Here is a 19,972-nt window from a genome sequence, read left to right as displayed (position 1 = left end):
CATCCCGTGGGTGTCCCGGTGTGTCCCCGTGTGCGTCTCGGTGTTTTCCCAGGTCCGGGGGATTGTCAGTGGTGGGGTGCAGCATGGGGGCATGGTGAGGCGAGTGACGGGCGCGGGGTCGGGCGCGGGCGGGGACGCGGCGCAGGTGAAGGGTGCGCGGCGGCCGGAGGTGCGGTTGCCCGCGTTGGAGCCGTGGGCTGAGGGGGAGTTGGAGCCGGACGGTGACTATGACGGGGTGGAGTTCCGGGAGCTGGATCTGAGCGGGCAGGAGGGGGCCGGCGCCCGGTTCATGGACTGTGCGCTGACGGGCTGCGCGGTGGACGGGACGGCGTTGGGGCGGGCTCGGGTGCTGGACTCGGTGCTGACCGGACTGCGCGGGGTGGGGACGCAGTTGGCGGAGGCGACGTTCCGTGACGTGGAGCTGGTCGACGCGCGTCTGGGCGGGATTCAGCTGCATGGCGCGGTGCTGGAGCGGGTGGTCGTCCGGGGCGGCAAGATCGACTGTCTGAATCTCCGTGAGGCCCGTCTGAAGGATGTCGTGTTCGAGTCCTGTGTGCTGGTGGAACCGGATTTCGCGGGGGCGCGGCTGGAACGGGTGGAGTTCGTCGACTGTGCGGTGAAGGGTGCCGACTTCGGCGGTGCCACGTTGCGGGACGTGGATCTGCGGGGTGCCGCTCCCCTGGAGATCACGCGGGGTCTGGACCGGCTGTCGGGTGCGGTGGTCAGTACGGGGCAGCTGCTGGATCTGGCGCCGGTGCTGGCGGCGGCGTTGGGGATCCGGGTGCTGTGACGGTCGCGGGTGGGCGGCCGGGGGCGGGGTGTGACGGCCGGCGGCTCAAGTGCGCTGGGTCCACGGACTACGCGGGCGCCCGTACCGGCACCCTGCAGGCCGCGGCCGACCTGTACGGCTCGGGCAGCGCGGAGTACAAGGCGGTGGCGGCGGCCTGGACCGCCGTGAACGTCAAGTAACCCGCTCCGCGGGGCAGTCGGCCGGCCGGGCCGCCCGTCGTCACGGGTGGTCCGGCCGGCCGTCGCCGTACAGCCAGTCCTTCCAGATCCCGGTGAAGTCCTCTTCCGGGGCCTTCTCCTCGACGTACTCGGTGAAGTCGGCGGTGCTCGCGCTGCCGTGGCGGTGGTCGGCGGCCCAGCCCTGGATGATGTCGTAGAAGGTGTCGTCGCCGGTCTTCTGCCGGATCTTGTGCAGGACCATCGCGCCGCGGTCGTAGACGGGGGTGTCGGAGATGTGCGCGGCACCGGACGGTGTCGCCGGCGGGTACGCCCAGAGGTCCTCGCGGTCGCTCTCGTAGAGGCGGGTGAAGGTCTGCTGGACGGTGGGCCCGTCGTGGTCCTCCTTGTACAGCCACTCCGCGTACTGCGCGAAGCTCTCGTTCAGCCACATGTCCCGCCAGGTGCGGGGCGTGACCGAGTCGCCGTACCACTGGTGGGCGAGTTCGTGCACCAGGGTCGAGGTGTCGAACTGGTCGGCCGGGAAGACGGGGCGGTTCTGGGTCTCCAGGGCGTACTCGATGTCGTCGGGGCGGTCGACGATCACGCCGGCCGAGGAGAACGGGTACGGCCCGAAGTTGTACTCCGCCCAGTCGAGTATCTCGGGGATCTTCCCCAGCACCTCGGCGCTTCCCTCGGCCTCGGCGGGGTCGACGGCGGTGAGGACGGGCAGGCCGCGCGGGCCGGAGGTGCGGGTGATCTCGTAGTGGCCGATGGCGACGGTGGCGACGTAGCTCGCCATGGGCTCGGCGGTGTGCCAGTGGTAGGAGGTACGGCCGCCCCGTGTGCGCTGCTCCTTCAGCTCGCCGTTGGAGACGGCCTGCAGGCCCTTCGGGACGGTGACCGTGATGTCGTAGGCGGCCTTGTCGGAGGGGTGGTGGTTGCCGGGGAACCAGGCCATGGAGCCGACGGGTTCGCCGACGGCGAGGGCGCCGTCGGCGGTGGGCAGCCAGCCCTCGTGCGCGCCGTCGGGGTCGGTGAGGGTGCGTGGGGTGCCCGAGTAGCGGACGGTGGCGCGGAAGGTCTCGCCCTTGCCGAGGTCGTCGTGGGGGCGGACGGTGAGTTCCTGGCCGGTGCGGCTCCAGCGGACGTCCCTGCCCTCGACGCGGACCGAGTCGACGTGCAGTCCGGCGAGGTCGAGGTCGAAGGCGGACAGGTCCCGGGTGGCCCGGGCGGTGATGACCGCGGTGCCGGTGAGCCGGCGGCCGGACGGGGTGTAGTCCAGGGTGAGTGCGTAGTGGTCGACGTCGTAGCCGCCGTTGCCGGCCTTAGGGAAGTACGGGTCGTGTACGCCGGAACCACCCGGGGTGCCCCGCACACCGCCGTCGCACGCGGTGCCCGTGAGGGCGAGGGCGAGTATGGCGGCGAGGCCCGGGACAAGGCGTACGGATCTGGACATGTCAGTGATCTTAGGCGGGCCGGGCGGGCCGGGGACGGGGTTCGGCGGGCCTGGGTCGGGGTTCGGCGGGCCTGGGTCGGGGTCCGGTGGGCCGGAGGCGGGGTCCGGCGGGGTGAGGGCAGGGGCCGGTGGACCGTGGGCGGGGTTCGGTGGGGCGGCGTGACACCATCTCCTCCGTGCTCGACATCGGCTACGCCCTCTCCAACCGGTTCCCGGACCCTCCGCAGACCGACTACCGCCACGCGGACGTGCACGCGCTGCGGTACGACCTGTTCTGCGGGGACGTGTATCTCGCGGACACCGAGACCGACCGGGAACTGTCCACAGCCTGGGGATGGGTGCCGGTGCTCGACTTCGCGTGGGCGCTGTGCGACATCGCCGAACGGCTGGACCGGGACCCGATGGGCTCCCGCGCCGCCCGGCCGCAGCGGGCGGAGCTGGACTTCACCGAGTCCACCGACCGGATGCTCTTCGAGCGCCGCTTCGGCTGGGTCGACATCACCGCCGACTGGATGCCGGCGGAGGAGTCTCCGCTGGCCTTCTCCCACGGCGAACTGCGCCGCGAGGCCCGGGACTTCCTCCACGACCTGCTCGCGGACCTGACCGACCTGCACGAGGACCTGGCGGAGAACCCGGCGATCTGGACCCTCCAGGCCCGCTTCCCACGGGTGCCGTAGCCCGCCCGTGGAGGGAGACTCCCGGGCGGAGGCCCCGGGCGAAGGCCCCCGGCGGGTGCCGGGGGCCTTCACGTCTCGGCCGTCGCTCGGGCGGTGACGCGGAGTCGGTCAGACGTTGACGCCGAAGTCCTGGGCGATGCCCACCAGGCCCGAGGCGTAGCCCTGGCCCACCGCGCGGAACTTCCACTCCGCGCCGTTGCGGTACAGCTCGCCGAAGACCATGGCCGTCTCGGTGGCCGCGTCCTCCGACAGGTCGTAGCGCGCGATCTCGGCGCCGCCGGCCTGGTTGATGATGCGGATGTAGGCGTTGCGGACCTGGCCGAAGTTCTGGCCGCGGTTCTCCGCGTCGTAGATGGAGACCGGGAAGACGATCTTGTCGATGTCGGCCGGGAGGGCGGCCAGGTTGACGTTGATCGCCTCGTCGTCGCCCGCGCCCTCGCCCGTGCGGTTGTCGCCGGTGTGGACGATCGAGCTGTCCGGGGTCTGCTTGTTGTTGAAGAAGACGAAGTGGGCGTCCGAGTAGACCTTGCCCTGACCGTTCACCGCGATGGCGGAGGCGTCCAGGTCGAAGTCCGTGCCGGTGGTGGTGCGGACGTCCCAGCCGAGACCCACGGTGACGGCGGTCAGGCCCGGAGCCTCCTTGGTGAGCGAGACGTTTCCGCCCTTGGACAGGCTTACTGCCATGGTTCGGGGGTCCTTCCCTCGTTGCGTTACGCGGTGCGTGTCGAAGCTACAGCTACCCCTATGAACGTCGAAGGGCCTCCCCAAGGTTCCGGCGCCCTTTACCTTTTTTACCAACGGCAAATCGGGGTGACGTGAGCGGGACGCAGCCGGGAACATGGAGCGCATGTCCGGTCCCTATGTCATCCGTGGCTCCGTCTCCCTCCCGGAGGCCGAGCTGATGTGGCGTTTCTCCAGGTCGTCGGGGCCCGGTGGACAACACGTCAACACCAGCGACTCCCAGGTGGAGCTGCGCTTCGACCTCGCCCGCACCGAGGCGCTGCCCCCCGTGTGGAAGGAGCGGGCGCTCCAGCGGCTGGCCGGCCGCCTCGTCGACGGGGTGGTGTCCGTACGGGCCTCGGAGCACCGCTCGCAGTGGCGCAACCGCGAGGCCGCCGCCGTACGTCTCGCCGCGCTCCTCGCCGAGGCCAGCGCGCCGCCGCCGAGGCCGCGCAAGCCGACCCGCATCCCGCGGGGTCTGAACGAACGCCGGCTGCGGGAGAAGAAGCAGCGCGCGGAGACGAAGCGGGGCCGTTCGGGACGGGACTGGGGATAGCGGGACCGCGGCCGGGGCGGTGGTCTGTCACAACTCCGGGTTCCGGATCGTCAGGGTGGTGCGGCAGCACCGGGACCCCGGGAACGACGACGGAGAGGCCGGACCACCCATGACCGACAACGACTTTCTCGCCGAGCGGTTCGAGGCCTGTCGGGGACACCTGCGGGCCGTCGCCTACCGGATGCTCGGCTCCGCAGCCGAGGCGGAGGACGCCGTCCAGGAGGCCTGGTTCCGGCTGAGCCGGTCCGACACCCGGGAGGTGGAGAACCTCGGCGGCTGGCTGACGACCGTCGTCGGCCGGGTCTGCCTCGACATGCTGCGTTCCCGCCGCACCCGGGGCGAGGAGCCCCTGGAGAGCTGGCGGCCCGCGCCCTCCGCCGAGCCGGACCCCGCGCAGGACGCCGTACTCGCCGACTCCGTCGGGCTGGCCCTGCTCGTCGTCCTCGACACGCTCTCGCCGGCCGAGCGGCTGGCCTTCGTGCTGCACGATCTGTTCGGGGTGCCGTTCGAGGAGGTGGCCCGCATCCTCGGGCGCAACGCGGCCGCGGCGCGGCAGCTCGCCAGCCGGGCCCGGCGCCGGGTGCGGGGCGTGGAGGCGCCGGAGGCGGACCTGGCCCGGCAGCGGGAGGTGGTCGACGCCTTCCTGGCCGCGGCGCGGGGCGGTGACTTCGACGGGCTGCTCATGGTGCTCGACCCGGACGTGGTGGCCCGTACCGAGGCGGGCGTGAACAGCGGTGCGGCCCGGGTCGCCGCCGGTGCGGCGAGCTTCGCCCACCTGGCGCGCGTCGCGCGCCCGGTGCTGGTGGACGGTGCGACCGGCCTGGCCGTGTTCGCCGACGGCCGCCCGGAGCGGGTCCTGGCCTTCGCCTTCGTCGCCGACCGCATCTCGGTGATCGACATCGTCACCGACCCGTCGCGGCTGGCGGAGCTGACCGTCGAGGAGGTCTAGGTCACAGGGCCGGCACGCCCACCGTCCGGCCGCCGCCGGTCTCCCCGTTCGTACGGGCCGCCGGTGCGCTCCCCGCGGTGGCTGCCCGGCCGCCGGTCCGCTCCCGCAGCCAGCCCTCAGCCCAGCTGCCCGTACCGGCCGCCCGGGAGGCGCAGCCCGGCCGCCGGCCTCCCCGCAGTGGCCGTTCGGCCCGGTCGCCGGTCGGAACCCGCGGCGGGCGTTCGGCCCCGCTGTCCACCGGATCCCCGCAGTGGCCGTTCGGCCCGGTCGCCGGTCGCCCCCGCAGCGCACGCGCGGCCCGGCCACCGGTCGGACCTCGCGGCGAACGCGAAGCCCGGCCGCCGGTCGGACCTCGCGGCGAACCCGCACCCCGGCCGCCGGTCCGCTCCCGCAGCGAGCCCTCAGCCCAGCTGCCGGTACCGGCCGCGGAAGTACAGCAGTGGACCCCCCTCGGCGCTGGGCACCCGGGCGGTGAGGACGCGGCCGATGACGAGGGTGTGGTCGCCGGCGGTCACCCGCTGCTCGGTGCGGCACTCCAGGGTGGCCAGCGCGCCCCCGACCAGCGGGGCGCCGGTGGCCTCGCCGCGGGCGTAGGGGATGTCCTCGAAGAGTAGCCGGTCGCTGATGCGGCCCTTCATGGCGAAGCGGCCCGCGATGTGCCGCTGGCTCTCGGCGAGGACGGACACCGCCCACAGGGGCTGCTCCTCCAGCAGGTCGTCCATGCGGGCGCCGGTGCGCAGGCTGACCAGGACCAGCGGCGGGTCGAGGGAGACCGACATGAAGGCGGTCGCGGTCATGCCGACGTCCTCCATGCCCGGCGCCTCGGGGTCGTCCGGGTCGAGCGGCGGTTCCTGCGCGGTGACCAGGACCACGCCCGCGGCCAGCCGGGACATCGCGGCCCGGAACTCGTCGTTGCTCACCCCCTCAGCATGCCCGGTGGGCAGGGGGGCGGTGGGGGAGGGAGTCTTCAGCACGCCGGAAACGCTAGTCTCCGCCGCACGCGGGCCGCATCCGCCCTCCGCCCGAGCCGGGTCCTAGGACCAACGGCGCACACGGCGCGACGAGCGCGCATGGGGTGTGCACGAAGCGTGCATGATGGGGGCGCATCCGCACGCTGTGCGTTCAGTAAACGCACAGGCAAAACGCAGAAACTCCACTCAATTGTTCACGTTCTCCTGTGACTTGAGTCACAAGGGCAAGGAATTGTTGACCCTGTGTACCGAGTGGGCAGCGCGCTGTGATTCAGTGGCGGGACAACCCTTCATTCGCTGCGAGGTCTCGGGGGGAGGGGCGAGCATGGAGACCGAGTCGGAGCCCTATGTCCGTCTTGCATCCCTGCGGCAGCTGCACCAGGTCATGGCCGACATGAACACGGCGCGCAGCCTGGCGGACACTCTGCAGACCGTCGCCGACGGCGCCGTCGGCGCTCTCGGGTACGAGATGGCGGCGGTGAACCTGGTACGGCAGGACGGCGATCTCGTGGTCGCCGCCTTCTCCGGCAACTCCGCCGCCGAGGCCCTGATCACCGGCCGGGTCGGCTCCCGCGAGTCCTGGGACCGGCGGCTGAACATGGGCGAGCGCTGGGGCGACCTCGTCTTCATACCGCACACCGAGGGCTGGGTCCTGGACGACGACGACGTCCCCCAGTGGTACACCGACGGGCCCGCGCCGCGCTTCGAGGACGAGTGGCACCCCTCCGACCGGCTCTTCGCGCCCATGTACACCCCCGGAGCGCAGGGCAGTAACTGCGGCGAGCTGCTCGGCGTCATATCCGTCGACCGGCCGCGCAACGGCCGCCGTCCCGGCGCCTGGGGCCGCGAGGCCCTGCAGATGTACGCCTTCCAGGCCGCCATCGCGATCAGCAACGCCCGCCTGCGCGCCAACATGCAGCGCGCCCTGGTCCGCCTGGAGCGCGAGCAGCAGGCCCTGCGCGCCAGCGAGGAATCCTTCCGGCAGGCCTTCGAGTACGCCCCCTCCGGCATGGCCATCGCCGAGATGGGCGGTGACCAGCACGGCCGCATCCTGCGCACCAACGACGCCCTGTGCCGGCTGCTCGGGCGCCCCGCCTCCGCGATGCGCCGCTACTCCTTCGCCGACCTCGTCCACCCGGAGGACATCGGCACCCTGCTGCGGACCTCGGCGGAGGGCGGGCGCGCGGAGCTGCGGCTCGGCCGCCGGGACGGCAGCTACGTCTGGGTGTCCCTGCGCAACAGCGTCGTCGCGGACGCCGCCGACGGCCCCCGCTTCCTCCTCAGCCACGTCGAGGACATAGAGGAGCGCAAGCGGCGCGAGCTGCAGCTCGCGCACCGTGCCTCCCACGACTCGCTGACCGGGCTGCCGAACTCGGCCGAGCTGCGCTCGCGCCTGTCGGCCCGGCTCTGCCGGCGCCCCGCCCACGCCGGCGCCGCGGAGTCCCTGGACGCCGCCTACAGCCACCCGGTCTTCGACGTCCCGGCCGGCCACGGCTTCGACTTCGCGCCGGGCACGGAGGGCTACGACGCCTACGACCACCACGTGCACACCGTCGCCCCCGAGGAGGGTCGCGACGACGGCACCAAGGGCCTCGCGGTGCTCTTCTGCGACCTCGACGGCTTCAAGTCGATCAACGACCGGTTCGGGCACAACGCGGGTGACGCGGTCCTCATCGAGGTCGCACGGCGGCTGAGCAACGGCGTCCGGGACGGTGACACGGTCGCCCGGCTCGGCGGCGACGAGTTCGTGATCCTCGCCGACGGCCTCGGCCGGGCCGACGCCCAGGACCTCGCCGTACGGCTGCGCAACGAGATCATCCAGCCGATCCGGGCCGAGGGCCGGGCGGTCCGGGTGGGCGCCAGCTTCGGCATCGGGTGGGCGCACTGCGGGATGACGGCGGACGAGGTGCTGAAGTCCGCTGACGAGCGGATGTACGTAGAGAAACGATCTCGTCCCAAACAGCACCGCCGCGCCGGATGAAGCGCAGGTCAGCGAGTTGACGCGGTTCGGGTCACCCGTTTGGGCCAGTGAGAGCGGGTAGGCTCGCCATTCCACACCCGTACCGCATCCGCCCGCACCTGTTGAGGAGTACCAAGGGATGACGCCCGGCGACAACGGCGCGAGCACGCCCGAGGACGACGACCCGTTCGGCTACCTGTACGCAGATGGCCAGGCACGGGGAGCCCAGCCGCCGTCCGGCGGTTACGGCTACCCGAACTCGGTCAGCAGGGTGCGCAGCGTCGGCGAACGCAGCTACGGCGCGCAGCGGGCCCCGTACGGTGCGCAGCCGGCCGCCCCGCCGCAGCAGGGTGCCTACGGCCAGCCGAGCGCCCACTACCAGGCGCCGGAGACCCTTCCCGGCGGCGCCCCGTCCTCCCGCCGCTCCGCGCCCCCCGCGCCCGGCCGCCGCGGCCCCAACACCAAGGGCCTGCTGATCGGCGCGATCGCGGTGGTCGCCGCGGTCGTCATCGGCATCGGCGTCGCGATGATCAACGGCAACACGGACGACGACTCCGGCAACGAGGCCCAGCCGACCCCGACCCAGTCCCAGAGCGCCAAGCCGAGCCCGTCGGGGAGCGGTTCGGCGGCGCCGGGAGAGCTGCCGAAGTCGGACGCGGCCGCCCTCCAGCTGGCCGGCGGCGCGGCCAAGGCCACGGACGTACCGGGCGCGAAGGCGGCCGGCGGCGCCTATGTGACCGGCTTCAACCAGACCGGTTCCTCGATCACCTGGACCGTGAACGGCATTCCCGAGGCCGGCAAGTACAGCGTCTTCGTCGGCTACAGCGTCCCCGGCAAGGACGCCACGGCCACCCTCACGGTCAACGGCACGGCGTCCAACACGCCCGTCGGACTGAAGAACTGGGCGGAAGCCTCGGAGGGCAGCTACGACAAGGGCTGGACGAAGACCTACAGCTGGGTCCAGCTGAACAAGGGAACGAACACCGTCAAGCTCTCCTGCGAGCAGGGCAATCAGTGCGATGCCCTGATCGACCAGATGTGGCTGGTGAAGGGCTGGGTCAATTCCAGCGGCTGAGGTGCCGGCGCCGCAGCCGGTGGTGGGGTGCGCGAACTCCGAGCACGGTCATGCCGCGGCTACCGTCACGCGCTCCAGAAGCTTCTCGTAGGTCCCGGGATCGAACTCGCCCGCTGTCGAGGACCGTACCGTCGCCGTCGCCAGGGCGACCGCGCGGGCGAGGCGGTCCGGCCAGGGGAGGCGGTCCAGCAGGCCCGACAGCAGACCGGCCACCGCCGAATCGCCGGCGCCGGTCGGGTTGCCGTGGACGCGGGTCGGCGGGGCGGCGCGCCAGCGGCCCTCGGGGGTGACGGCGAGCAGGCCGTCCGCGCCGAGGGAGGCGACGACCGTGTGGGCGCCGCGCCGGCGGGCGTCCTGGGTGGCGCGCAACGGCTCGTGGGAGCCGGTCAGTTCGGCCAGTTCGTCCGCGTTGGGCTTGATGATGTCGGGTCGGGCCGCGACCCCGCGGCGCAGCGGCTCGCCGCCGGTGTCCAGCAGCACCGGGACGCCGGCCGAGCGGGCGGCGCGGACCAGGTTGGCGTACGCCCCCACCGGCACCCCCGGCGGCAGGCTGCCGCACAGGGCCACCGCCGAGGCGGCGGGCAGCAGTTCGCCGTACCGGTCCAGGAAGGTGCCCCACTCGGCCGGGGTGATCTGCGGGCCGGGCTCGTTCAGCTGGGTGGTGTCGCCCGACAGTTCGTCGACCACGGCTATCGTGCGCCGGCTCGCCCCGGCGACCGGCACCAGCGCGTCCGTCAGACCGGGGGTGCCCGCCAGCCGCTCGTGCACCTCCCGGCCGGTGCCGCCGCCCGCGAACCCGGTGACCGTCACCTCGTGCCCGAGCGCGGCCAGCACCCGCGCGACGTTCACGCCCTTGCCGCCCGGCCGTTGGGCGACCTCCGAGACCCGGTGCGAGGCGTGCGGACGCAGCGACGGCACGCGGTAGGTGATGTCGAGAGCGGTGTTCAGCGTGACCGTGAGGATCACCCGGGCCGACCTCCCTCGAAGTTGCCGCGCCTGTCTCGGTTTCCGGGGTCACGATCATGCCAAAGAGACGGCGGTCGGCCCAGAGCGCGGGCCGGCCACCGTCTCCTCGACGCCGGTACGGATCAGGGCAGTTGGGGCGCTACCACCCATTCGCCCTGCCGCATCACGCCCTTCAGCGCGAAGTCCGCGTCCAGCAGGACCAGGTCGGCGTCCTTGCCGGGCTCCAGGGAGCCGATGCGGTCGGACAGGCCGAGCAGGCGGGCCGGGGTGGCGGAGAGGGCCCGTACGGCGTCCTCCACCGGGAGCTTGTCGACGGTCACCGCCCGCCGGAAGGCGCGGTCCAGGGTGAGTGTGGAGCCGGCGATCGAACCGCCCTCGACCAGCCGGGCCACGCCCTCGCTGACCTCGACCTGCAGCGGGCCGAGCAGGTAGCGGCCGTCGCCGGCGCCGGCCGCGTCCATGGCGTCGGTGATGAACGCGACCCGGTCCGCGCCCGCGTGACGGAACGCCAGTTCCAGGGCGGCGGGGTGCAGGTGGACGCCGTCGTTGATCAGCTCGACCGTGACCCGCTCGTCCTCCAGCAGGGCGGCGATCGGGCCGGGCGCGCGGTGGTTCAGGGCGGGCATGGCGTTGAAGAGGTGGGTGGCGACCGTGGCGCCCGCGTCGATCGCCTCGGCCGTCTGCTCGTAGCTGGCGTCCGTGTGCCCGATCGCCGCGATGACGCCGTGCTCGGCGAGCAGCCGTACGGAGTCGATGCCGCCGGGCAGTTCGGCGGCGAGGGTGACCATCGTCGCCTTGCCGCGCGCGGCGTCGATCAGCTTGCGGACCTCGGCCGGGTCGGGGTGGCGCAGCAGCGCCTCGGAGTGGGCACCCTTGCGGCACGGGGAGATGAACGGCCCCTCGAAGTGGATGCCCGCGATGTCGCCCTGCTCGGCCAGCTCGCTGAGCAGGCCGGCCTGGCCGACCAGCAGGTCCATCTCGTCGGTGACGGTGGAGGCGACGAGGGTGGTGGTGCCGTGCGCGCGGTGCGTGCGGATGGCCTGGAGGATGTCGTCCGCCGTGCCGGAGAAGGAGGCTCCGCCTCCGCCGTGGTTGTGGAGGTCGACGAAGCCGGGGACCAGCCAGTGGCCGGTGACGTCGACGACCTCGGCGCCGGCCGGTGCGGTGCCGGCGATGCGCCTGCCGTCCACGGCCACCTGGCCGTTGGGCACCGTTCCGGTGGGGAGCACCACGTTCGCGCCGGTGAGCAGCAGGGTTTCCCGCTCGGTTGCCATCAGGTGCTTACCTCCGGAGTCGTAGGAGTGGCTGTCAGCAGGTCCTGTGCGAGCAGTCCCGCGCCCAGGCAGCCGGCGGTGTCGCCCAGCGCGGCGGGGACGACGGCCGGCAGTTTCTGGAAGGTGACCCGGCGCCGGACGGCGTCCCGCAGGGGCTGGAACAACACTTCCCCCGCCTCGGCCAGCCCGCCACCGATGATCAGCGTGCCGGGGTCCAGCAGAGTGAGGGCGGTGACCAGTCCGTCGGCGAGCGCGTCGACCGCCTCCCGCCACACCCGGACGGCGTCGGGGTCGCCGGACGCGACGGCTCGCGCGCAGTCCGCGGCGTCCGCGTCCGGGTCGCCGCAGGCCGCCGCCCAGGCCTCGCTGACGGCGGACGCGGAGGCGTACCGTTCCAGGCAGCCGCGCTGCCCGCACGGGCAGGGGGCGCCGCCGGGCCGTACGACGACGTGGCCGATCTCGCCCGCGAACCCGTGCGCGCCGGCCTCCACCCGCCCGTCGATGCCGATGGCGCCGGCGATCCCGGTGCCCAGCGGCACGAACAGGAACCGGTCCGTGCCGCGGCCGGCGCCGATCCGGCCCTCCGCGAGGCCGCCGGTGCGCACGTCGTGGCCGAGGGCGACGGGCACCCGGAGCCGGTCGGCGAGCAGGTCGCGCAGGGGTACGTCGCGCCAGCCGAGGTTGGCGGCGTAGACGGCGGTGCCGGTGTGCTCGTCGACGATGCCGGGGACCGCGATGCCGGCCGCGCCGGCGCTCTCGCCGTAGTGCTCGACGCCGTGGGCGTGCAGTTCGGCGGCGAAGTCGAGGATGCCCGCGAGCACGGCCTCGGGGCCGCGGGCGCGGCCGGTGGCACGGCGGGCGCGGTGGAGCAGTGCGCCGTCGTCGCCGACGAGGGCGGCCTTCATCCCGGTACCGCCCACGTCGAGGGCGATGACATGTCTCACCACGGGGCCTAGTGTGACCCTCCCACCCGGGAGAGGTCTAGTCCACTCACGTGGTGTAGACCTTATGTGTCCATTTGTTGAACGGTCAGACAGCAGGGTTGGGGCTTTGAGGGTGCGTCGGCGAACGGCAGGAACGATCGCGGTGGTGTCCGCGCTGGGCATGACGGCGGTGCTCGGCGGCTGCGGGAGCACGGGCTCCTCCGACGTCACCCTCAGACTGGTCGCGGCCGACTACGGCGACTCGCCCGCGAACAGCTCCAAGAAGTACTGGGACGCCCTGGCCAAGGAGTACGAGAAGCAGCACTCGGGCGTGAAGGTCGAGGTCAGCGTCTACTCCTGGAACGACGTCGACCGCAAGGTCAAGGAGATGGTCGACGCCGGCCACGCCCCCGACATGGCCCAGATCGGCGCCTACGCCGACTACGCCGCGGCGGGCAAGCTCTACCCGGCCTCGGACCTGCTCTCCATCCGTACCCAGGCCGACCTCCTCTCCCAGCTCTCCGACGCCGGCCAGTGGCAGCACACCCAGTACGGCATCCCGTTCGCCGCCTCCACCCGGGTGCTCTTCTACAACAAGACCCTCTTCGCCAAGGCCGGCATCACCCCGCCCACCAGCTGGGACGACCTCGCCGCCGACGCGAGGGCCCTCAAGGACAAGGGCGTGAAGTACCCGTACGCCCTGCCGCTCGGACCGGAGGAGGCCCAGGCCGAGACCATGCAGTGGCTGCTCAGTGGCGGCAGCGGCTACACCGACGAGATCGGCACCTACACCATCGACTCCGCGGCGAACGTGGAGACCTTCACCTGGCTCAAGGACGAGCTGGTCGGCAAGGGACTGACCGGCCCGGTCGCCCCCGGCAAGCTCAACCGCGCGGACGCCTTCGCCGCGTTCGCCGACGGCCAGGTCGGCATGCTCAACGGCCACCCCACGCTGATCCAGCAGGCGTCCAAGAAGGGCGTGAAGTTCGGCATGGTGCCGATGCCGGGCCGCACCGGCAAGGCCAGGGCCTCCATGGGCGTCGCCGACTGGATGATGGGCTTCAGGCAGAACGGCCACGCCGACCAGATCGGCGACTTCCTCGACTTCGTCTACACCGAGAAGAACGTCCTCGACTTCTCCCGGGAGTACGGGCTGCTGCCGGTCACCGGCTCCGCCTCCAACACGATGGACGCGTCGAACGCGCCCTCGGACAAGGCCCTGCGTCCCTTCCTGGAGCAGCTGCCCACCTCCGAGCTGTACCCCGTCGGCAAGACCTCCTGGGCGGCGATCAGCGCGGCCGTCAAGCAGAACATCGGCCAGGCCGTCGCCCCCGGCGGCAACCCCGCCGGCGTCCTGACCCGCCTGCAGTCGTCGGCCACGGCGGCCGACAGCACCAACGCGGGCTAGGACCGACCGCCCGATGTCAGCGCCCGCCGCTACGGTGGCGGGCATGGAACTGGGCACCCGCGAAAAAGCCATCCTCGCGCTGGAGCGCCGGACCTTCCCCGGCCCCGGCGCGAAGGAACGGGCCATCCGCGAGGAGCTCGACCTGACCCCCGTCCGCTACTACCAGCTCCTCAACGCCCTCCTGGACGACGAGCGCGCCCTGGCCCACGACCCCGTCACGGTCCACCGCCTCCGCCGCATACGCGAGGCCCGCCGCGCGGAGCGCTGAGGAGTGGACCGGGCCCCTCCTGGATAGGGTCGCCGTATGGGCACCCACTCCACGGACCCCCGGCACCCCCTTCCGGCCCCGCGCACCCGAGCCGGCCGGGACGGACTCGACGCACTGCTGGCCAAGCCCGGCACCGCGCTCGTAGGCCTCGACTTCGACGGCACGCTCGCCCCCATCGTCGCCGACCCCGAACAGGCCCGCGCGCACCCCGGCGCCGTACCCGCGCTCGCCGCGCTCGCACCCCGGGTGGCCTCCGTGGCCGTGATCACCGGCCGCCCGCCCGAGGTAGCGGTCCGCCACGGCGGCTTCGCCGGCGTCCCCGGTCTGGAGCACCTCACCGTCCTCGGCCACTACGGCGCCGAACGCTGGGACGCGGCCACCGGCGAGGTCACCGCGCCGCCCCCGCACCCCGGCGTGGCCGCCGTCCGCGCCGAGCTGCCCGCAGTGCTCCGGCGCGCCGGAGCCGGCGAGGGCGCGTGGATCGAGGAGAAGGGCCGGGCGCTCGCGGTACACACCCGCCGTGCCGCCGACCCGCAGGCCGCGTTCGAGGCCCTGCGCACCCCCCTCACCGACCTCGCCGCCCGGCACGGCCTGATCGTGGAGCCCGGCCGCATGGTCCTGGAGCTGCGCCCGCCCGGCATGGACAAGGGCGTGGCCCTCCTCGACCACGCCCGCGCCCTGAAGGCCGGCAGCGTCGTCTACGCCGGCGACGACCTCGGCGACCTGCCCGCCTTCGCCGCCGTCGAGGAACTCCGCGCCGAGGGCACCCCCGGCCTGCTGGTGTGCAGCGGCAGCACCGAGGTCACGGAACTGTCCGAACGCGCCGACCTGGTGGTGGACGGCCCGGAGGGCGTCGTGGACCTCCTCAGGACACTGGCCACCCAGCTCGGCTGACCGCTCGGCCCGGCTGTGAGGCCAGTCCGGCTGGGACGTTGGCCCCGCTGGGACGTCGGCCCCGCTGTGAGGCCGGCGCGGCTGCGAGGCCGGCTCGGCCCGACGGGTCAGCGCGGCTGAGAGGTCAGCGCCTCAAGCTGGTCCAGGAACCACCGGGCCGGCGGCAGCGCGGTCGCCGCGGCCGCGAGCCGCTTCGAGCGTTCCGCCCGTTCGCCGGCCGGCAGGGTCAGCGCCTCGTGCAGGGCCCGCGCCGTCCCGCCGATGTCGTACGGGTTCACCGTGAACGCGTCCTCGCCCAGCTCCTCGTACGCCCCCGCCTCCCGCGACAGCACCAGCGCGCAGCCCGCGTCGGAGACGACCGGGACCTCCTTGGCGACCAGGTTCATGCCGTCGCGGATGGGGTTCACCAGGGCCACGTCGGCCAGCCGGTACGCGGCCAGGGAGCGGGCGAAGTCGTCCTTCACGTGCAGCACGACCGGCGTCCAGCCCGCCGTGCCGTACCGCTCGTTGATCCCGTCCGCGACCCGCCGCACCTCGGCGGTGTAGTCGCGGTACACGGCGAGGTCCTGCCGGGACGGGTAGGCGAAGGCCACGTGGACGACCTTCTCCCGCCACTCGGGGTGGTCCTCCAGCAGCTGCTCGTACGCCAGCAGCCCGCGCACGATGTTCTTGGACAGCTCGGTGCGGTCCACCCGGACGATCGTCTTCCGGCCCTCCCCGATCTCCTCCCGCAGCGCCGCCATCCGCTCGTCCACGTCCGGCCGGTGCGCCCGCTCGCGCAGGAAGTCGGCGTCCGCGCCGAGCCCGTGCACCCCGATCCGGGTGCCGGACGGGATGCCGGGCCCGAGCACCGCGTGACAGCAGTCGGTGAACGCGTCCGCCCACCGCCGGGTCAGGAACGCCGCCCGGTCGGCACCGAGGATGCCGCCGAGCAGCTCCGCCGCGATGTCGTCGGGCAGGACACGGAAGTAGTCCGGCGGCGCCCACGGGGTGTGCGAGAAGTGGCCGATGCGCAGGTCGGGGCGGAGCCGGCGGAGCATCCGGGGGGCGAGGGCCAGGTGGTAGTCCTGGATCAGCACCGCCGCGCCCTCGGCGGCCTCCTCCGCCAGCGCCTCGGCGAACGCCCGGTTGTAGGCCTCGTACGACCCCCACTGCCGGCGGAACTCCGCGTCGAAGACCGGCTCCAGCGGGGTCTGGTACAGCATGTGGTGGACGAACCACAGCACCGAGTTGGCGATCCCGTTGTACGCCTCGGCGTGCACGCTCGCGTCGATGTCGAGCATCCGCACCCGCTGCCCGCCGGTGTCCTCGGCCGGCAGCAGCCCGCCGTCCGCGCGCCGCACCGCCGCCCGGTCGCCGTCGCCGAGCGCGGCGCACACCCACACCGAGTCCGCGTCCGAGCCGATGGCGGACAGCCCCGAGACCAGTCCGCCGCCGCCCCGTCTGGCGTGCAGCGCACCGTCTTCGCCCACCTGATAGGAGACCGGGCCGCGATTCGACGCGACCAGCACCTGAGCCTTGTCACCAGCAGCACGCGTGAAAGCCATACGCCTCAACCTAGCCCGGCCCCCAAACGCTCAAACGTACGGCTCGCCAGGCGGAAGGACCGTGTACGGCACGTTCACGCCACCTTCCGTTCGGCGTACTCCGCGATCTCCACCATGGGCGGCCGTTCCTCGGTGTCCACCGAGTAGGTACGCGGCTCGAACCCGTCCTGGCCCCGCTCGAACTGGGTGAGGGAGGGCCGGACGAGGTGCCCGCGCGCGAGCCGCAGCTGGGCCGTGCGGTAGATCGCCGCCGCCATCCTCCCGAGCGCCTGCCCGTCCTGGTGCCGGTGCTTGCGCACACCCACGTCGACCTGGGCCAGCGCGTCCAGGCCCACCAGGTGCAGCGCGTCGACCAGCATGCCCAGCTCCACGCCGTAGCCGACGGGGAACGGCAGCTGCTCCAGCAGGGAGCGGCGGGCCGCGTACTCGCCGCCCAGCGGCTGCACGAACCCGGCCAGCTGCGGCCAGTGCATGTTCAGCAGCGGACGGGCCATGAGCTCGGTGACCCGGCCGCCCTGCCCGGCACCGCCGGCGAGCGGGCGGTCGTACATGCCCTTGACCAGGTCGACGTCCGGGTCGGTGAGGAGCGGGCCGACGATCCCGGTGACGAAGGCGGAGGAGAACTCCCTCAGGTCCGCGTCGATGAAGCAGACGATGTCCCCGCCGGTCACCAGCAGCGAGCGCCACAGCACCTCGCCCTTGCCGGGGACGGCGGGGATGCGGGGCAGTATGTCGTCGCGGTGCACGACCCGGGCGCCGGCGCGGGCGGCGACCTCGGAGGTGCGGTCGGTGGAGCCGGAGTCGACGACCACGATCTCGTCGACGAGCGGTGCCTGCTCCACGAGGTCGTGCCGGACGACCGCGACGATGTCGCCGACGGTCTCCTCCTCGTTGAGGGCGGGCAGGACGACGCTGATCGTCTGGCCGGTGCGCTGCTTGGCCGCCAGCACCTGGTGCAGCGGACGGTCGGCCACGGACCAGGAGCGGGTGCTCAGCCAGCGCTCGACTTCTTCCAGCACGGTCGGCGGCTCCTCACTGTCACGACCACACTCCACCGTGTGATCCATCTCGCGGTTCGGACGACTATCTCAACTGTCCTGGCCTTCGGTTACAGTCTTGAACAACGCCGATGACCATCGCATGTCGGGGGTCGACCGGCGTTCACAACCGCATACCGCTCATCCAGAGGGGCAGAGGGACACGGCCCGATGAAGCCCCGGCAACCCTCCAGCCGATTCTCGTCTTCGTAGCGAGGCTCCCGGCTAGGGAAGGTGCCAAATCCGTCTCACGGCGAGATGCGTCGTGAGGAAGATGAGGAGAAAGGGCCTCGCCTCACATGGCTGTGCAGACAGTTGCAACCTCCAGCGAATCCACCGTCGACCTCGGCCCCGCCGCGGCACTGAGCTGTCGCGAGTGCGGCCACCGGGTGCCGCTCGGCCCGGTCTTCGCCTGCGAGGAGTGCTTCGGCCCGCTGGAGATCGCCTACGACTTCTCCGCCTACGACACCGAGGAACTGCGCCGGCGCATCGAGGCCGGTCCCGCGAACATCTGGCGGTACGCGCCGCTGCTGCCGGTGCCCGCGGACGTCGCCGGCAAGCCCAACCTGAACCCCGGCTGGACCAAGCTCGTCAAGGCCGACAACCTGGCGCGCGAGCTGGGCGTGACCGGCGGGCTGTACGTGAAGGACGACTCCGGCAACCCCACCCACTCCTTCAAGGACCGGGTCGTCGCCCAGGCCCTGGAGGCCGCCCGCGCCTTCGGCTTCACCACCCTCTCCTGCTCCTCCACCGGCAACCTGGCCGGTGCCGTCGGCGCCGCCGCCGCCCGGGCCGGCTTCCGCTCCTGCGTGTTCATCCCGCACGACCTGGAACAGGGCAAGGTCGTCATGGCCGCGGTCTACGGCGGTGAGCTGGTCGGCATCGAGGGCAACTACGACGACGTGAACCGCTTCTGCTCCGAGCTGATCGGCGACCCGGCCGGCGAGGGCTGGGGCTTCGTCAACGTCAACCTGCGGCCGTACTACGCGGAGGGCTCCAAGACCCTCGCGTACGAGATCGCCGAGCAGCTGGGCTGGCGCCTGCCCGACCAGCTGGTCGTCCCGATCGCCTCCGGCTCCCAGCTCACGAAGATCGACAAGGGCCTGCAGGAGCTGATCAGGCTGGGCCTGGTCGAGGACAGGCCTTACAAGATCTTCGGGGCGCAGGCCGAGGGCTGTTCCCCGGTGTCCACCGCCTTCAAGGCCGGGCACGACGTGGTCCGCCCGCAGAAGCCGGACACCATCGCCAAGTCCCTGGCCATCGGCAACCCGGCCGACGGCCCGTACGTCCTGGACATCGCCCGCCGCACCGGCGGTGCCGTGGAGGACGTGACGGACGCGGAGATCGTGGACGCCATCAAGCTGCTGGCCCGCACCGAGGGCGTCTTCGCCGAGACGGCCGGCGGTGTGACCGTCGGCGTCACCCGCAAGCTGCTCGAGGCGGGCCTGCTGGACCCGGCGAAGACCACGGTCGTCCTCAACACCGGCGACGGCCTGAAGACCCTGGACGCGGTGGCCGGGACCGGCCTGACCGCCACCATCCGCCCGAGCCTGGACTCCTTCCGCGAGGCCGGCCTCGCATGACGGGCGCCGCGCCGGCAGGCCGCACCCACCCCGCGGGCGGTGGGGGCCGGTCGCGCCGGCGCGGCGGCAGCCGCACACTCGTCACAGCCCCGCGCCCCCGGGGCACCGCCCCGCCGTACCCGTGAACCCGACCGGAGGTCTCACCGCATGAGCGTGAACGTTCGCATCCCCACCATCCTGCGCACCTACACCGGCGGGCAGGCCGAGGTCACCGCCGAGGGCGCGACGCTCGCCGAGGTCATCGCCGACCTGGAGAAGAACCACACGGGCATCGCCGCGCGCGTGCTGGACGACCAGGGCAGGCTGCGCCGCTTCGTGAACGTGTACGTCAACGACGACGACGTCCGTTTCGAGCAGGGTCTGGAGACGGTGACCCCGGACGGTGCCGGCGTGTCGATCATTCCGGCGGTCGCGGGCGGCTGAGCCGTCCATATGTCCGCTCATTACCGTCGGTAACATCGATTACCGAGTGTCCGTCGGATTGCCCTCTCCGTGAGAGAAGCGGAGGGGGCAATTCTGTGTGATTGAGCGCGGTAGAGTTGGGGAACACGGCCGGGACCTCCGGGCCGCGGGCCCAGAAAACATGCCGCGTGCCCCGACAAGAAGTAGCCAAAGTGTGCGGGTCCTCTGTGGCTTTTGCGGCTTTTATGGGGCCCGACTTGCCCGGGATTCGGGTGAATTCTCCCCAGATTCCTGACCTCTCGCGTCCAGAATTCTCGTCCGATTGACCTGTTGCAGACGGCAGTTGGACAGATACATT

General features: G+C 72.5%; 19 protein-coding genes, 1 pseudogene and 1 riboswitch. Of the genes and pseudogenes, 12 read left to right on the top strand and 8 right to left on the bottom strand.

Annotation, left to right across the window (positions count from 1 at the left end; translation table 11 throughout):
* The first annotated feature begins 91 nt into the window (after positions 1-91).
* Both ACZ7N4_RS28880 and ACZ7N4_RS28875 read left to right on the top strand, forming a co-directional pair.
* On the top strand, positions 92-790 hold the full coding sequence (locus ACZ7N4_RS28880; protein WP_471363450.1) for a pentapeptide repeat-containing protein: 699 nt from the start codon (positions 92-94) through the stop codon (positions 788-790).
* 59 nt (positions 791-849) lie between these two features.
* Positions 850-969, top strand: a pseudogene (locus ACZ7N4_RS28875) (M4 family metallopeptidase); the annotation flags it as partial.
* A 40-nt stretch (positions 970-1,009) separates the two neighbouring features.
* On the opposite strand, the gene ACZ7N4_RS28870 reads toward ACZ7N4_RS28875, so the two are convergent.
* The gene (locus tag ACZ7N4_RS28870; protein WP_471363448.1) at positions 1,010-2,404 is read right to left on the bottom strand and encodes a M1 family metallopeptidase; all 1,395 of its coding nucleotides are present in this window, start codon (positions 2,402-2,404) and stop codon (positions 1,010-1,012) included.
* Positions 2,405-2,580: 176 nt separating this feature from the next.
* On the opposite strand from ACZ7N4_RS28870, the gene ACZ7N4_RS28865 reads away from it, so the two are divergent.
* Entirely contained in the window at positions 2,581-3,081 is a 501-nt protein-coding gene (locus ACZ7N4_RS28865; RefSeq protein ID WP_471363444.1) for a hypothetical protein, read from the top strand.
* A gap of 108 nt (positions 3,082-3,189) precedes the next feature.
* Here ACZ7N4_RS28865 and ACZ7N4_RS28860 read toward each other — a convergent pair whose 3' ends face one another.
* The gene (locus ACZ7N4_RS28860) at positions 3,190-3,765 is read right to left on the bottom strand and encodes a TerD family protein (RefSeq protein WP_471363441.1); all 576 of its coding nucleotides are present in this window, start codon (positions 3,763-3,765) and stop codon (positions 3,190-3,192) included.
* A 154-nt stretch (positions 3,766-3,919) separates the two neighbouring features.
* On the opposite strand from ACZ7N4_RS28860, the gene arfB reads away from it, so the two are divergent.
* Positions 3,920-4,357 carry an alternative ribosome rescue aminoacyl-tRNA hydrolase ArfB gene (gene arfB / locus ACZ7N4_RS28855; protein ID WP_471363438.1) on the top strand — a complete coding sequence of 146 codons (438 nt, stop codon included), beginning with the start codon at positions 3,920-3,922 and terminating at the stop codon, positions 4,355-4,357.
* A gap of 109 nt (positions 4,358-4,466) precedes the next feature.
* The gene (locus tag ACZ7N4_RS28850) at positions 4,467-5,306 is read left to right on the top strand and encodes a sigma-70 family RNA polymerase sigma factor (protein ID WP_471363435.1); all 840 of its coding nucleotides are present in this window, start codon (positions 4,467-4,469) and stop codon (positions 5,304-5,306) included.
* A gap of 401 nt (positions 5,307-5,707) precedes the next feature.
* Here the strand turns inward: ACZ7N4_RS28850 and ACZ7N4_RS28845 are convergent, their stop codons facing one another.
* Positions 5,708-6,280, bottom strand: coding sequence for a flavin reductase family protein (locus ACZ7N4_RS28845; protein WP_471363430.1), 573 nt, complete (start codon positions 6,278-6,280; stop codon positions 5,708-5,710).
* Positions 6,281-6,602: 322 nt separating this feature from the next.
* Here ACZ7N4_RS28845 and cdgB point away from each other — a divergent pair, with 322 nt between their 5' ends.
* Both cdgB and ACZ7N4_RS28835 read left to right on the top strand, forming a co-directional pair.
* Positions 6,603-8,258 carry a diguanylate cyclase CdgB gene (cdgB, locus tag ACZ7N4_RS28840; protein ID WP_471363427.1) on the top strand — a complete coding sequence of 552 codons (1,656 nt, stop codon included), beginning with the start codon at positions 6,603-6,605 and terminating at the stop codon, positions 8,256-8,258.
* Between the two features lie 118 nt (positions 8,259-8,376).
* Positions 8,377-9,312, top strand: coding sequence for a CBM35 domain-containing protein (locus ACZ7N4_RS28835; protein WP_471363424.1), 936 nt, complete (start codon positions 8,377-8,379; stop codon positions 9,310-9,312).
* A 48-nt stretch (positions 9,313-9,360) separates the two neighbouring features.
* On the opposite strand, the gene ACZ7N4_RS28830 is transcribed toward ACZ7N4_RS28835, so the two are convergent.
* The 3 genes from ACZ7N4_RS28830 to ACZ7N4_RS28820 all read right to left on the bottom strand — a co-directional run bounded on the left by ACZ7N4_RS28830 (position 9,361) and on the right by ACZ7N4_RS28820 (position 12,496).
* A complete protein-coding gene (locus ACZ7N4_RS28830) occupies positions 9,361-10,278 on the bottom strand; it encodes a 1-phosphofructokinase family hexose kinase (RefSeq protein ID WP_471363422.1) in 918 nt (305 codons plus the stop codon).
* A 122-nt stretch (positions 10,279-10,400) separates the two neighbouring features.
* Entirely contained in the window at positions 10,401-11,552 is a 1,152-nt protein-coding gene (gene nagA / locus ACZ7N4_RS28825) for an N-acetylglucosamine-6-phosphate deacetylase (protein WP_471363419.1), read from the bottom strand.
* Positions 11,552-12,496, bottom strand: coding sequence for an ROK family protein (locus tag ACZ7N4_RS28820; protein ID WP_471363743.1), 945 nt, complete (start codon positions 12,494-12,496; stop codon positions 11,552-11,554). Before ACZ7N4_RS28820 ends, nagA begins: the two co-directional genes overlap by 1 nt.
* A 112-nt stretch (positions 12,497-12,608) precedes the next feature.
* Here ACZ7N4_RS28820 and ACZ7N4_RS28815 point away from each other — a divergent pair, with 112 nt between their 5' ends.
* Genes ACZ7N4_RS28815 through otsB form a run of 3 tightly spaced genes read left to right on the top strand, consistent with a single transcriptional unit; the run spans position 12,609 to position 15,045 of the window.
* Positions 12,609-13,883 (top strand): ABC transporter substrate-binding protein, encoded by a 1,275-nt coding sequence (locus tag ACZ7N4_RS28815; RefSeq protein ID WP_471363417.1) that lies wholly within the window; start codon positions 12,609-12,611, stop codon positions 13,881-13,883.
* 43 nt (positions 13,884-13,926) lie between these two features.
* Positions 13,927-14,151, top strand: coding sequence for a DUF3263 domain-containing protein (locus tag ACZ7N4_RS28810; RefSeq protein WP_471363413.1), 225 nt, complete (start codon positions 13,927-13,929; stop codon positions 14,149-14,151).
* Between the two features lie 36 nt (positions 14,152-14,187).
* Positions 14,188-15,045, top strand: a complete 858-nt coding sequence (gene otsB / locus ACZ7N4_RS28805; protein ID WP_471363410.1) for a trehalose-phosphatase — start codon at positions 14,188-14,190, stop codon at positions 15,043-15,045.
* Between the two features lie 107 nt (positions 15,046-15,152).
* Here the strand turns inward: otsB and ACZ7N4_RS28800 are convergent, their stop codons facing one another.
* Entirely contained in the window at positions 15,153-16,592 is a 1,440-nt protein-coding gene (locus ACZ7N4_RS28800; RefSeq protein ID WP_471363407.1) for an alpha,alpha-trehalose-phosphate synthase (UDP-forming), read from the bottom strand.
* Positions 16,593-16,666: 74 nt separating this feature from the next.
* Positions 16,667-17,611, bottom strand: coding sequence for a glucosyl-3-phosphoglycerate synthase (locus ACZ7N4_RS28795; RefSeq protein WP_471363403.1), 945 nt, complete (start codon positions 17,609-17,611; stop codon positions 16,667-16,669).
* 156 nt (positions 17,612-17,767) lie between these two features.
* A riboswitch (SAM riboswitch) is annotated at positions 17,768-17,910 on the top strand.
* Positions 17,911-17,928: 18 nt separating this feature from the next.
* Between ACZ7N4_RS28795 and thrC the strand changes: the two genes are divergently transcribed.
* Positions 17,929-19,212: a threonine synthase gene (gene thrC, locus ACZ7N4_RS28790; protein ID WP_471363400.1), complete on the top strand. Its 1,284-nt coding sequence runs from the start codon at positions 17,929-17,931 to the stop codon at positions 19,210-19,212.
* A gap of 147 nt (positions 19,213-19,359) precedes the next feature.
* Positions 19,360-19,635: a MoaD/ThiS family protein gene (locus ACZ7N4_RS28785; protein WP_471363397.1), complete on the top strand. Its 276-nt coding sequence runs from the start codon at positions 19,360-19,362 to the stop codon at positions 19,633-19,635.
* The last annotated feature ends 337 nt before the right edge of the window (positions 19,636-19,972 follow it).

This window comes from Streptomyces sp. NPDC107654, from assembly GCF_055639035.1.
This window is presented reverse-complemented; position numbering and strand designations above follow the sequence as displayed.

Coding starts and splice junctions, on each gene's coding strand:
- ACZ7N4_RS28880 (WP_471363450.1), top strand. CDS start 92: ATGGTGAGGCGAGTGACGGGCGCGGGGTCGGGCGCGGGCGGGGACGCG.
- arfB (WP_471363438.1), top strand. CDS start 3,920: ATGGAGCGCATGTCCGGTCCCTATGTCATCCGTGGCTCCGTCTCCCTC.
- ACZ7N4_RS28860 (WP_471363441.1), bottom strand. CDS start 3,765: ATGGCAGTAAGCCTGTCCAAGGGCGGAAACGTCTCGCTCACCAAGGAG.
- ACZ7N4_RS28785 (WP_471363397.1), top strand. CDS start 19,360: ATGAGCGTGAACGTTCGCATCCCCACCATCCTGCGCACCTACACCGGC.
- ACZ7N4_RS28870 (WP_471363448.1), bottom strand. CDS start 2,404: ATGTCCAGATCCGTACGCCTTGTCCCGGGCCTCGCCGCCATACTCGCC.
- ACZ7N4_RS28810 (WP_471363413.1), top strand. CDS start 13,927: ATGGAACTGGGCACCCGCGAAAAAGCCATCCTCGCGCTGGAGCGCCGG.
- thrC (WP_471363400.1), top strand. CDS start 17,929: ATGGCTGTGCAGACAGTTGCAACCTCCAGCGAATCCACCGTCGACCTC.
- ACZ7N4_RS28835 (WP_471363424.1), top strand. CDS start 8,377: ATGACGCCCGGCGACAACGGCGCGAGCACGCCCGAGGACGACGACCCG.
- ACZ7N4_RS28850 (WP_471363435.1), top strand. CDS start 4,467: ATGACCGACAACGACTTTCTCGCCGAGCGGTTCGAGGCCTGTCGGGGA.
- ACZ7N4_RS28800 (WP_471363407.1), bottom strand. CDS start 16,592: ATGGCTTTCACGCGTGCTGCTGGTGACAAGGCTCAGGTGCTGGTCGCG.
- nagA (WP_471363419.1), bottom strand. CDS start 11,552: ATGGCAACCGAGCGGGAAACCCTGCTGCTCACCGGCGCGAACGTGGTG.
- cdgB (WP_471363427.1), top strand. CDS start 6,603: ATGGAGACCGAGTCGGAGCCCTATGTCCGTCTTGCATCCCTGCGGCAG.
- otsB (WP_471363410.1), top strand. CDS start 14,188: ATGGGCACCCACTCCACGGACCCCCGGCACCCCCTTCCGGCCCCGCGC.